Here is a 12629-nt window from a genome sequence, read left to right on the forward strand (position 1 = left end):
CCTTCAGTCATTGCCCGCCGCCATCGGTCTTGCCGGTCGACTCGCTCGTGCCGGCAGCAGCGGCCGCCTGGCGGCGCTTGCCGGACGGCGTAGTTGCGGCCTTCTCGCCGGCCGCCGTGGTGGCGGCTTCGGGCGGCCGCCGGCGAGCGGCCGCCGGCGCTGCTGCCGGCGCTTCGCCTTCGGCGCCGCGTACCGGTTGCGGCCGCAGCACGCTGCGCGCCATGGCAGCCAGTTGCGAGCCGCGCGCCCGCGCGCCATCGGCATCGGCGGTGCGCCAGTCGCCGCCCTCCGCCAGCTCCTTCAGCGCCGCCTTGCTCGGCAAGGTGTCCGGCCGCGCACGCTCGAGGCGACTGAGGCCATCGCCGACGCCGGGCGCTGAAAGATCGGCCGCCACCCGCAGCACGGCGGCCTGGTCGAGTGCCTGCGCCTGACCGAGTTCGCCGAGCGCAGCCGCGGTCAGAGTCGGCGATTCGACGAAGCGCGGACTCGCCAGGAGGCTCTCGATCTCCAGCGCGGCGCGCGGCGTCGCCCGTTCGAGCAGCCGCCCGAGCGCCGTCTCGAGCCCCAGCGCCGCGAGCCGCGGCGCTGCCCGGTCGAGCGTGTCGCGACCGGCGACACGGATGGCTTCGCCGGCCAGGTCGTCGCGATAGGCGAGATTGCGCCGGCGCACGAACCAGAGGTTCGGCAACGCCGCCAGCCGCGCCCATTCGGCCTGCGCCGGGTCGACCGGCGAGATCACCGGCGGCAGCCGCGGAATGCGCAGTTGCTGCAGGATCTCGAGCGGCTTGCGCGTCGCGACGAGATTGATCGCTGCCGGTCGCAGCGCCAGGATGCGGCTGCTCAGCCGGTTCGTGACGGCGCGCCATTCATTCCGCGCAACCGGCGCCAGGATCAGCACCGAGGTCGATTCGAGTGTCGCCGCAGAGGCCTCGAGGTCGATCGGCGGCAGGCTCAGCGACTCCTCGACCAGTGCCGGCAGCTCGTCTTCCGGAATGATCGAGAAATCGACCGCCATTTCGGGCGGAAAGTAGCGCTGCGTGAAATCGCGGCTGTCGATCATGCCGGCCGGGATCGGTCCCGCCGGCGGCAGCAGCGGGAAGTTCTCGCGCGCGGCGAAGCCGCGACCGCCGCTTGCCGCCAGGATGTCTGCCAGGTGCACCTGATGCTGCACCAGATGTGCCAGCCGCAGCGCCCGCGGCGCATAGCCGAGGCCCGGCAGGTCGGCACGGTCGGCACCGAGTTCGCGTCGCACCATCGCCTCGTCGACCCAGACGAGGACGTTGTTCATCAGCGCCAGCATGGCCAGCGGCAGGACGTTGGCCGACACGCCGCGGACGCCGTCGCCGGCGAAGATCGCCGCTGCTGCCCGCCCGCGACGGGCCGGCAGGGCATCGGCGGCGCCATCGTCCTGCCACGGAACGAGGACGATGGCGGTGGCTTCGACGACATCGCCATCCTCGACGGTGCGCTGGCCGGTGATCGACGTCGGGTAGGCACCGATCGGATTGTCGGTGAACTCGACCGGCCGCAGCGCCAGCACGAACAGCCCGGTGCGGTTGCGCAACGGCGGCTGCGGCCGCCTGCCGAGACCGAAGCGCGCCGTCAGTTGCTGCGCGCGCGGCACATCGGCCAGGCGCACCTCGAGCGGGCGCGGCAGCAGGACCAGCTCGCCAGCCGGCGTGACCCCGTGGCCAGCGGCGATGGTCAGCCGGTCACCGGCGCTGCCGCGGTCGACATCGAGGCCGCGGGCGACGCCGCTGCCCGCCGCCTGGCCGAGATCAGCCTCGCGCGTGAGGATGTACTCCTGGTCGCGGGTGAGATCGCGTGCCGCCAGGAAGCGGCCGTCGAAGTAGCGTGGCCGTTCGCGGCGCGGGTCCTCGATCAGCACGCCGGCAGTCCTCAGTGACGCCACCTGGTCGGGTGCCAGATTTACGCGGCTTTCGCCAGTGCTCAGGTTCATGACTCGTCCTCCAGGGCGCCACTTGCCGCGCCAGTGTGATTGCTGTTCATCCGCCCAGCCCGAGTGCGCCGGCGAGCATGCCGAGGTGCGGCAGCACGCGTCGGCCGCCGTTGTCGACCACGGCATCGCCATTGCGCGCCGGCGGATCACCGGCCGCGACCGCGAGAAAGACCCGTGCCAGAAAGACGGCGGTCGGATCGAGGCGCGGCGGATGGCCAGGCGGTGGTGCCAGCTCGCCCGCCACCGCGCTGCCGCCGCCGAGTTCGGGCCAGGCGTCGAGGACTGCGTCGTGCAGGGCATCACGACGTGCTGCGGCATCAAGCGCCGAGAGGTCACGGTCCTGTTGCGGCAGGCCGTTGAAGCCGTCGTCGAGGCCGTCGCCGCGCAGCACGAGATGGACTTCGTAGGCATCGCGCAGGCGCGCCGTCTGCACGGCGTCGAGCGCATCGAAGGGGCCGGCGGCGAAGGCCGGCGTCAGCGCCTGCCGGCAGGTGACGAAACGGACGAAGACGTCGGCGATCACCGCCCGCGCCGCCAGTGCCGGTCCGTCGGCGAGCAGCCGCGCGCTGGCGAAACGTCCCGGGTCGTCGAGCGCCGCCAGGCGCAACGCGTCGCCGCCGTCGCGCGCCAGTTCGCCAGCGAACCAGCGGTCGACGCGCAGGCACACCGCGCGCGGCACTTCCACCAGACGCCCGAGGCGATCCACCGCGAGACCCGGGGCAATGCGGATCTCCTCGACGGTCGTCGCCGTTGCCGGCGCCTGCCGCACGCGCAGCCCCGCCAGGGTACCGCCGGCGAAGAGGCCGCTGGCGCCGGCGGTCGCCGGGTCCACGCCCGGTGGCAGCCGCCGCGCCCCTGCGCCGCTGGCAAAGGCCAGCGCCCGCGCCAGGCGGTTTCGGTGATAGGTCTGCTCGTCGGCGAAATCGACCGCGTCGAGCAGCATGCCGGTGGCGTAGTGCGGACGCGTCGCGTCGGGCAGCGCGTAGAGCGCATCGTCTGATGGCGGGCGCAGAGGGCTGTTCATGTTTCGCTCCTGTCTTTGGCCGACTTGCGCGGCTTGCTGGCGCGTGGTCGACCGGGCACACGGATCGGCGTGACGGCAGGGGTGACGACCGGCGTCACGAGTCCACCGGCAACGCCCGTCAGCGACGGCCGAACGGGACCGACGGGTACCCGCGCGATGGCGATGTCCACGATGTCCGGCACGCTGCGGCGCCCGTCGCTGGTCATGACTTCGAGCTGGAAGCGGTGGGTGCCGACGGCCAGACCGGCGTCGACGACCACGGTCGCGTCGCTGGTCCGGAGCGTGCGGCCGCGGACGAAGGTCGTCATGGCATCGACTCCGGAGCGGAACTCACGGCTGCCCGAGGTAGGTCCACAGGTAGCTGACCACGCGACCGCCGCCGGCGTCGAAGGAACGCGTGCCGTCGAGGTTGAAGCTGCTGCCGAAACCGACGCTGCGCGGCGCCGAGAGGACGGCGGTCGGATTCTGCGAATCGGCGACGATGACGACGACCTCGTCCGGTATCGAGCTGTTGCCCGAGTCATCGACCACCACCAGGCGAAAGCTGTGGCGACCAAGCGGCAGCGGGTTGCTCGGTGAAATCGTGACCTCGACCGTCGGGGTGTCGGTCTTGACTTCTGTGTTGATGATGAAATCGGCCATGTCGGGCTCCTGGGGTGAGGTTGAGGTACGGCGATCCGGGTGCCTACTCGGTGAGGCGCCAGCGATACTCTGTGATCCGTCGGCCGGGCGCCGCCGTCGAGCCACCGCCGTCGAGAACGAAGGAACTGCCGTGCGGGACAGTCATGTCCGGTCCGGCGGCGGCCACCGGTCGCGCGGCAGCGGGTCCGGCAAGCTCGCCGGTGGCACCGGACAGCCGCGGATCGAGGCTGCCGACACCGAGAACGCGATCGCCGTTGCCGAGGCTGCTGATCCCGGCCCGTGCCGGCACACGCTGCGGCGGCGGGCCAAGGTAGGTGTCGACGCCGACCAGGCTGGCGATGCCGAGCAGCAGCGGCCAGGTGGCCGATGCCACCTGCACCTCGACGTGCGCCGGCGACTCGAGCTCGACGATGCGGCGGATCAGGCCGAGATCCTGTGCCTCGACCGTCTGGTGGACCAGCACCAGGACACGGTACGCAAGCTGGTCGTAAAAGGCGAGAACCGCTTCCTGCTCGGCCAGCGAGCCGACCTCGGCGCGGAACAGCGACAGCAGCTCGACGCGCTCCGCCTCGCCAAGGACCAGCGTGTCGCCGACCACCGAATTGCCGCTGATGACCAACCCGGGCAGCAGCGGATCATCGGCGACCTCGAGGTTCACGCCGAGCAACGTGCTCATCAGGCGGCGCATGCGAAAGCCCTCGAGGACAACGATCTCGCCGCCGCGCACACCGCCGTCACTGGCGATGTCGAGCGCCAGCCGCAAGCCGCGGCGGGTGCCGTGATGACGCGCCAGCTCGCTCGCCCGCGCCAGCCATTCACGCCGCCGCGCTGGCGGCAGCGCCGCATCGAAGGCCAAACCCATCCAGCCGGCGAGCCACTCGAGCGAGCCCTCCGGCACCACCGCCGGATCGCTGCACAGGTGTGCGGCCGCGACACGGTCCTCGAGTGCCGTCAGGACACCCTCGACATTGCCCAGCAGACGCTCGAGAAAGTCCGCCGGCGTCGCCTGCGGCCGGTAGGCGACGATCGCCGCCGCCTCGCGGCGCAGCGTCCAGCTCGCCGGACCATCGCGCAGCTGCCAGAGGCTGGCGGCGGCGACGACCTCCACGCGCGCCGCCTCGCCCAGCGCCAGCGCAGCGCGCAGGGCGGCGGGAAGCGCCGCCGCATCGAGGTCGGCGGCGAGCAGCGTGTCGAAGCTCGCCACCTGCAGCCCGGGAAGCTCGGCTGCCGTGCCGTACTCGGTTTCGCGGTAGAGCCGCGGCAGGTAATGGTCGCGGTACGAGAAGCGCGAAGCGTAGGCGCGCAGTGCCGCCAGTTCCGGCGAGTCGCGTCCATCGCCATGCAGTTCGACCCGCAGCCACAGGTAGCGGCCGGACAGCGCCCGCACCCGCCGCTGCGCACACTGGACGAGCACCGTCCACAGTCCGGCGCGCCCGGCCTGCGGGGCGCCCCAGGCGCCGAGTCCCGGATGACCGGGCAATTCGGATGGCTGCCGCTCCCACGCGGCGTGCGGCAGCGGCCCGCCGGGCAGCGCCTCTGCCGCCACCTCGCCGAAGACGTGCGGATGCCAATCGACCGCCGTCGTCGGGCTCGGTTCGGCGGTTGCCGCCAGCCAGACGACGAGGCCGCAACCCGCCGGCAGTCGCACCTCGGCGAACAGCCGGTGCCAGACGGTCTGTTGATCGCCGCTGTCGAGCAGGTGCAGGTCGACGGCGGAGAAGTTCGCCGCCTCGCCGCGCCGCGCCAGATTCGCGACCGACAACCGGTGCAGCGGCTCGACACCGCCACCCTGCAGCGGGTAGCGTGGCGGGTCGTCGAGGCGGTGGGCAAAAGCGGCCTCGTCGGCATCGGCGGCCAGCGGATAGATGTCGCCAGTCGGGTTGAGGACGCTGCCGGCGACCGGTGTCGGCTCCGGCACCCACACCGGCACGTCGCGCCGGCCCGGCAGCCGCACCGCCACGCGGCCGTCGGCGAGCCAGTCGATGGCATAGGCGAACGCCGCCCCGGCCAGCGTCTGCGCCGCACCGAGGGTGCCAAGCCGCGGGTCGAGCAGGCGCAGGCGGCTCTCGCCGTCGCCGACCCAGGAAAGGATGACGAGCGTGCCGTCGACAGCGGCGGCGAAGGCCTGCGGCCGCTCGCCGACCGGCCACGCCACGCCGTCGAGCAGGGTCAGGGCTGGCGGCGCCGGGTTCTCCGGTTGCGGCCGAAAGGTCGTCGTCGCATAGTCCGCCGCCGGTCGCTCCGGCTGCACGCAGCCGGTGAGCCGGCCGATGCGGCCGCTCGCGCGCTCGAGCAGCCAGACGCCGCCGCCCGCCGCAGCGGCGATCCGCCAAGGCTGGAAGCCGGGCGTCGGCAGTACGACGTCGCGCCAGCGGCCGCGCAGGTCGTGCAGCAGCAGGCGCTCGCCGAGCGCGACGTAGAGCACATCGTCGGCACCGGCGGCGAAGTCCTGCGGCCGCTCGCCGAGCACCAGCATGGTCGCCGCATCCGGCAGGTGGCTGCGCGCGACGATCGCCATCGCCGTCTCGTCCCAGTGCGCGCTGGCGCCGTGCCGGTCGACTGCGCGCGGCAGACGTTCGAGCGCTGCGGCGGCGATCGTTGCCGCATCGGTGACGCCTGCGCCCAGGCTGCGCTCGCTCGCCAGCCGCAACGCACGGCAGCCGAGGCGATAATCGACGTGACTGCGCCCCGGCCAGTGCCGGTGGTCGGCCAGCAACCAGAAGCGCTGTCCGTTGGCGTCCATCAGCACACCTCGGGAACGACCGGCACCGCCACGGCGCTCTCGTCGGCGAAGGGATTCGCCGTCGCCGACAGGTTGGCGGGCGCGCCGCCGCCAGCCGCCGCGTTGTCGACCGCGACGACGCTCAGCAACTCGGGCAACTGCCACGCCGTCAACGGCAGCGCCTGGCTGCCGTCGGCGGTGTTGCGGTTGAGCAGCCGCCATTCGCCGCGACCATCGATCTCGGCCCGTTCGAAGAGGTTGATGCCGCCGACTTCGGCGACACCGGCGACGCGCGACACCTCGACCTCGAGCTCGCGCTCGCGCACCATGCGCCCGAGCGGCCAGCCGCTGCCGCCAGCGCCATACGGTGGCAGCGGCCACAGCAGTCGGCGCAGGGCCTCGCGCACTTCGAACAGCACCTCCTCACGACCGAAGCCGTCGCGGATCGTCACCCCGACCGCGACACCCAGCGGCACGTATTCGCAACCGATGACGTAGAGTTCGGTGGCGAGCGGCGTGCGCAGCGACAGGTGGGCATGCACGCGCTCGATGAACGGGCGGTCGGGGCGCGGGTTCGGCGCCTTGCCGAAGGGCCGCGCCGGCAGGACCATGACGCTGACGACGCCGGCGACGCCGAAGCGCCGTTCGCGCGGCTTGAAGCGCGGCATCACCTCGACGCGCGCGACGTCGGTCCCCGGCACCTCCTGCGCCAGGCGGCGGTAGTCGTCGGCGGTGACCGCCCGCTCGCCATGGCGCAACAGCGACGGGATGCGCTGTTCGGCCCGTGCCAGCGTTTCGGCGTCTTCGCCGCCCTCGCTGGCGAGCGGCTGCAGGACCTTGATCGCCGGCAGCGACCGCTGCGTGCCGACGAGGCGCGCCGTCGTCACCTCGCTCAGGCTCGCCGGCGGCAGGTTGCCGGCGCGGCCGCCACCGAAGCGGCCATGCGCGAGACGGACCCGCATCTGCCGTTCGGGGACGCGGCCGCGCACGCCGTCGCCAAAACGCAGGCTGCCGGCTTCCGCATCGACTTCGAACACGGTCGCCTCGCGCGCCACCACCGGGTCAGCAGCGATCGCGGCGAGATCATCGACGCGCTGCCACGGCTGGTAGCCGCGGCCCGGCTCCTCGACCTGGATCTGCAGCGTGTCGACATCGACCGACCCGGTCGGCAGCCGGAAGACCTGGTCGGCGGCACCCGTGGACACACCGAGCACGCGGCCGTCGATCGTGCTCCGCTGATCGACGGCGACGGCATTGACGCCGACCCAGGCAAGCCTGAGGCTGGCGACGCCGCTGCCGGGCTGCGGCCGCAGGCGCAGCCAGCCGACGAGACGTGCCGCCTTCTCGGGATCGTCGATGCGCGGCGGATTGTCGCCGACACCGGCGCGCGGGTTCTCGCCGACGTCGTTGGCGGGTGCCCAGATCAGCGACTCGTCGGGCATCGGCAGGCGCAGCACCCCCGGCCGCGTCAGTCCCGCGGTCGTGTCGCCGGCCTCGCCGGACAGCGGCTCGACGCTCAGGTAATCGGCGTTGATGCCGTCGGCAGCGCGCGTCACCACCTCCCACAGCACCGGCACGCGGGCACGCGGCCCGACTTCCTCGAACAGCGCCGGCGCGGCGATGGCCGGCACGACGCCGATCGACAACAGCGCCGTCGCACCGCTGTCGCCGCCGCCGAGCGCCGCCCGGGCGGCGGTGTTGGTCGCCGCCTGCTGCTCCGGACGCTGCGCGACCGGCGCCAGCAGCGCCAGCCACAGGGCGCGGTCGACGCTCGCGGCAAAGACATCGACGCCGTCGCCGCTTGCCGCCTGGCCGCCGACGAAGAGCGGCGTCGCCAAGTAACCCTTGGCGACGGTGTCGATGCGGTGCACCTTCTGCAGGCCGGCGATCACCGCCTCCAGGCGCGCCGCCTCGCCGTCTGCCAGCGGCTGCTTGTACCAGGCCTCGGCGACCACCGGCAGCAGGGTCGTCTCGGCCAGCGTCTCGAAAGGCAGCGGCGCCTTGATGCGGGCGCCTGCAGCGAGGGTCAGCGCGCTCAGTTCGCTCGGCTGCGCGAACGCCAGGCTGACGATCGTTGCGGCCGGCCGCGCCGGCCGCAGACCCTGGCCGAGGAGCTTGAGGAACACCAGCCGCTGCCGCTCGGGAATGAGGTTGACGCGATACAGCAGCGCATCGCCGAGCCAGGCGAACAGCTCGAGCAGCGTGCGGCCGGGATCGCCGAGGCGCGGGTTGGTCCACTCCGGCGTGTGCGCCGGGATGCGTGCCAGCAGATCCTCGAGCAGATCGTCGAAGCTGCGGTCGTCGAGACGGGGTGGCAGGATCGGCATCAGCCCTCCTCCAGGCGAACGGTGACGGCCAGCGCCCCGGGCGTGCCGGAGCGTGCCAGTCGATAGGCGATCTCCAGCCGCAGGTCGGCGGGCTGCAGGGGTACTTCGAAGACCTCGACCCGATCGAGCAGGATGCGGCGCTCCCAGCGACCGAGCGAGTCCATCACCCAGTCGCGGATCTGGCGCCGCGTCGCCAGGTTGTTCGGTGCGTGCAGCAGGCGGTCGAGCCCGGCACCGAATTCCGGGCGCATCAGCTGCTCGCCCGGTCGGGTACTCAGAATGACGCGGATCGACTGGCGCACGCTGGCTTCCAGATCGGGCCAGTCGAGGCGTCCATGCTCGTCCGGCAGCGGGAACAGCGGCCAGCCGAGCAGCGGACGCGGCATCCGGTTGCTGTCCATCACTCACCTCCTCCCTTTTTCGGGAACGGAATGCAAATCTTGATGAACATCATCCAGCGGAAGAAGAGGTCGAACAGCGAGAGGAAGATGTTCAGCACGATGAAGGCGCAGATGGTGATGATCGGAATGTTGAAGCTGCAGATCCAGCCCAGTTTGAGGCCGCTGTCGGCCGGCTTCTTGCCCTCCATGAGATCGAGCGGATCGCCCGCGAGCAGGCTCTGCAGCGAAGCCGGCACGGTGAATGCGATGTTGGGCACGAGCTTCTTCAACATCTCGCGGTCGCTCGGGTCGGGCAGCGGCACCTGTACCGGCGGTGCGCCACCGCCCTCGTACCACGGCGCGATGACGAACGCCGGGCTGTAGTCGCTCCAGACCGTGCGTTCCGGGCAATGCCCTTCGGGCTTCAGGCGAACGAAGGCGCGCAGGACGTAGCGGGCTTCCGGGTCGTCGAAGCGGCCGGCGACTCCCGACACGGCATCGAAGCGCCGCTGCAGGCAGGCCGACAGTGCAGTCGCCAGCGCCGCGCTGGTCGGGTTGTCGAGTGCCGGCCAGGCGGCCGGAACCGTCGGCGCCGGCGAGATCGACTCGCCGTCGAGCAGGATGCGGCTCGCCGCCGCGAGAAAATCCCCCGCCGGCGTGCTGCCCGGGGCCGGCTTGCCGTCGGCGTCGGCGAGCGGCAGGCCGATGCCGTTCAGCAGCGCCAGCAGCGCGTCGGCCTCGGCATTGTCGCCAAACGCGTCGAATTCCACCGCCAACTGGCGCAGCAGCAGCAGCAGGCGTTTCATGCTGCTCTGGTCGCTGTCCGACGGATTGCCGGCGATCGCCGCCAGGTCCGGCGTCAGCGAGTGCCCGGGGCGCGGCAGGCTGTCGGCGAGACCGCGCAGCGGGCCGACCAGATGCGCCTTGAAGTCGGCGCTGGCCGGCCCGAAGGCCTGCTCGTCGAACAGCGGTGCACCGCCCTCGGCCCTCTCGCTGCTGGTGGTCGGCACCAGGCCGTAGAACAGCGTCGCGCCGGCAGCCTCGCAGACGTCGGGCGGAGCGAGGAACATCGGCACCACCGCCTCGTCGAGCAGCGCATCCGCCTGCGCTGCGAGCAGCAGGCGCACCTCATCGTCGAGCACCGGCTGGCCGGTGGTCGGCCGGCTCAGGCGACGCAGCGCGTCGGGGTCGTGCCGGTTGCCGCTGGCTGCGCCGTCGGCCGTGGCGGCGATGCGCGCCCAGCCCTTGAGGCTGTCGCCGGCACGCATCCAGCCCTGCTTCAGCTCGCGCCCGGCGGCGTCGCGCAGCAGGCGACGGATCACCAGGCCGGCACCATCGACGCGTTGCGGATCGATGCGCGGCTGACCCGGCGTGTCGCAGCGCGCTTCCATCACCGCCAGGTGGAACTGGCGCTGGATCGGCTGGAACAGCTTCAGCACCGGCTCGCCCGTCGCCGCGCTGCGGACGCCTGCGAGCAGCGTCTGCGCAGGCGGCTGGCTACCGCCTGCCGGCACGGGCGCGACCCGGCCACCGGCGAGCCCCAGCTTGGCGCTCGCACGGCGCAGCCGGTTGAACAGTTCGCGACCGCTCGTCAGCCTGCCGGACGGCCGCGAGTCGATGCCGCTGGCGACGCTGGCGGCGCGCGCCAGGCTGGCGCGCAGTGCGACGCGCCCGCCGGCATCGCGCAGGCCAGCCAGTACCGCTGCGATGAAGTCATCGTCGCTGCGCTGCAGGATGGCCGGCGCGCCGCCGTCGGCGAGGTCTCGCGGCGCCGACAGGATCACCTCGTGATGCTTCACCATATGTTCCCCGCTCCGGGTGTGTAGCTGGTGGAAATGACCGAGGTCGCCTGCAGCACCTCGCACTTGACGATGCCGGAGAACTTGGCGAGCGCGGCATCGACCGTCACCATGCCGGCGCTGACCTTGACCTGCGGCGCGTCGACCTTGACCTCGGCGCTGGCGGTGATGCTGATCCGCGCCGCCTCCATCACCACCTTGTTGCCGTTCGAGTCCTCGAGCGTGATCTTGCCGGGCCCGTCCGAGAGGGTGAATTTCTGCCCACCGGGCGTCTCGAGTTGCAGCTTTTCCTGACCCTGCTGGTCGTCGAGGGTGATCGTGACGCCATTCTTCGAGCGGATGCGCTTGTAGCGATTGCCCTCGTCGCCGAGATCCGCCGGCGGCGCGCTGCTGCCGTTCCACAGCCCGCCGAGCACCAGCGGATGGCGCGCGTCGCCCTGCACGAAGACCACCAGCACCTCGTCATCGACGTCCGGCATGAGGAAGGCACCGCGGTCGGCGCCGGCAAAGGGACAGACGACCCGCGCCCAGAGCGGCGCGTCCTGCCCCTCGACGCCGTCGAAGGCGAGCAGTCGGACCTGCACCCGGTTGCGCCGCTCGGGGTCGGAGAGATCGACGACGCGCGCCAGCTGCGCCCCGTTGAGCCAGCCAGCGGCAGGCTGGAAATGGCAGGCGCGGTCCATCAGCCGTCTCCGAGCCAGGCGCACTCGCCGACGAACTCGGTACGATAGCCGGCGTGCACGTCGTAGAGGTGGCGCGCCTCGACGACGTAGTAGCTGTTGTCCCAGCGACCAGAGAGGCCGCTGACGGTGACCGTCGTGCCGACCCGCAACTGCGCGTTGCCCTCGGCAACGCCGTCGAGACGGACGAAGCGCCGCGCCCGCTGATCGAATGCCGCCTCGGCCACCGCCTGCGCCTCGGCAGCGGTCGCCAGCGCCAGGTTGGCGATGTGCTCGTGGCGCGGCTCCAGCGCACGTCCGAGCCAGTCGGCGCCGCTGCTGCCACGGCCCGGCCCGCCATGCGCCAGACTGCTGGCCGCGCCGCTCACCGCGCTGCCGCCGACCGGATCCCAGCCGGCGGTGCTGACGCTCGTCACCTGCTGCGCCAGATCGGCCACCACGCGCGCGCGCGCCAGCTGGCCGTGCAGTTCGAGGTTCAGTTCGCCGCGACGGACGTCGCCGCGCGCCGCCACCTGCAACTCGTCGCCGACGATCTGCAGATCGCCGTCGAAACGGCCGAGCAGGCGTCGCAGGAAGGCGAGATCACTCTCGTTGAGCTGCGCCCAGGTACCGATCGGAGTGCCCAGTCCCTGCACCGACGGCCGCAGCCCCAGTTCGCTGGCGACCGCATTGACGACGTCAGCCGGCGACATGTCGCTGTAAACCTTGCTGCGGCGCGCCATGCGCGCCCGCCCGAGCGCGTCTTCGGCGAGCACCACCAGTTCCGGCGGGGCACCCTGCGCGAACTCCGCTTCGAGGCCGCTGACGACACCGCGGAAGAGTTCGCGCGGCTGGCTTTCGTCGCCGCTGTAGACCTCGATCGCCGTCCCGAGCGTCAGCCGCGAGCCGTCCTCGAAGGCGTGCTCGGCATTGCCACCGGTCGTGCTCGCCCAGTTCGAGAAACGCAGTTCGGCCCGCGTCATGCCACCCTCGGACTCCTCGATGCGCATGCCGATCAGCAGTTCGGAAACGCGCAGATCCTCCTGCCCGGCCAGCCGCAGGGTCGGCCGGGCACGATAGACGGCAGCGCGACTGACCGAGGTCTCGACCGGCATC

At 72.1% G+C, this 12629-nt stretch carries 10 protein-coding genes; all 10 read right to left on the reverse strand.

Translation table 11 applies throughout. From position 1 onward, the window contains the following. Positions 1-7 precede the first annotated feature (7 nt). The 10 genes from HT579_13650 to HT579_13695 are packed head-to-tail and all read right to left on the reverse strand — an operon-like array spanning position 8 to position 12628. Positions 8-1960: a hypothetical protein gene (locus tag HT579_13650; protein QKS29861.1), complete on the reverse strand. Its 1953-nt coding sequence runs from the start codon at positions 1958-1960 to the stop codon at positions 8-10. A 46-nt stretch (positions 1961-2006) separates the two neighbouring features. Next, positions 2007-2984 (reverse strand): hypothetical protein, encoded by a 978-nt coding sequence (locus tag HT579_13655; protein QKS29862.1) that lies wholly within the window; start codon positions 2982-2984, stop codon positions 2007-2009. Further along, the gene (locus tag HT579_13660) at positions 2981-3292 is read right to left on the reverse strand and encodes a hypothetical protein (protein QKS29863.1); all 312 of its coding nucleotides are present in this window, start codon (positions 3290-3292) and stop codon (positions 2981-2983) included. Before HT579_13660 ends, HT579_13655 begins: the two co-directional genes overlap by 4 nt. 22 nt (positions 3293-3314) lie before the next feature. After that, on the reverse strand, positions 3315-3626 hold the full coding sequence (locus tag HT579_13665) for a hypothetical protein (GenBank protein ID QKS29864.1): 312 nt from the start codon (positions 3624-3626) through the stop codon (positions 3315-3317). Positions 3627-3669: 43 nt separating this feature from the next. Continuing rightward, positions 3670-6369, reverse strand: a complete 2700-nt coding sequence (locus HT579_13670) for a phage tail protein (GenBank protein ID QKS29865.1) — start codon at positions 6367-6369, stop codon at positions 3670-3672. Next, positions 6369-8675, reverse strand: coding sequence for a baseplate J/gp47 family protein (locus tag HT579_13675; GenBank protein QKS29866.1), 2307 nt, complete (start codon positions 8673-8675; stop codon positions 6369-6371). Before HT579_13675 ends, HT579_13670 begins: the two co-directional genes overlap by 1 nt. Then, positions 8675-9076, reverse strand: a complete 402-nt coding sequence (locus HT579_13680; protein QKS29867.1) for a GPW/gp25 family protein — start codon at positions 9074-9076, stop codon at positions 8675-8677. The genes HT579_13675 and HT579_13680 overlap by 1 nt, the downstream gene beginning before the upstream one ends. Next, positions 9076-10857 carry a hypothetical protein gene (locus tag HT579_13685; protein QKS29868.1) on the reverse strand — a complete coding sequence of 594 codons (1782 nt, stop codon included), beginning with the start codon at positions 10855-10857 and terminating at the stop codon, positions 9076-9078. Before HT579_13685 ends, HT579_13680 begins: the two co-directional genes overlap by 1 nt. Then, a complete protein-coding gene (locus HT579_13690) occupies positions 10851-11537 on the reverse strand; it encodes a type IV secretion protein Rhs (protein ID QKS29869.1) in 687 nt (228 codons plus the stop codon). The genes HT579_13685 and HT579_13690 overlap by 7 nt, the downstream gene beginning before the upstream one ends. After that, complete coding sequence (locus tag HT579_13695; protein ID QKS29870.1) at positions 11537-12628, reverse strand: hypothetical protein; 1092 nt, start codon at positions 12626-12628, stop codon at positions 11537-11539. The genes HT579_13690 and HT579_13695 overlap by 1 nt, the downstream gene beginning before the upstream one ends. Between the last annotated feature and the right edge of the window lies 1 nt (position 12629).

The sequence above is a fragment of the Candidatus Accumulibacter similis genome (assembly GCA_013347225.1).
Classification (GTDB): Bacteria; Pseudomonadota; Gammaproteobacteria; order Burkholderiales; family Rhodocyclaceae; genus Accumulibacter; species Accumulibacter similis.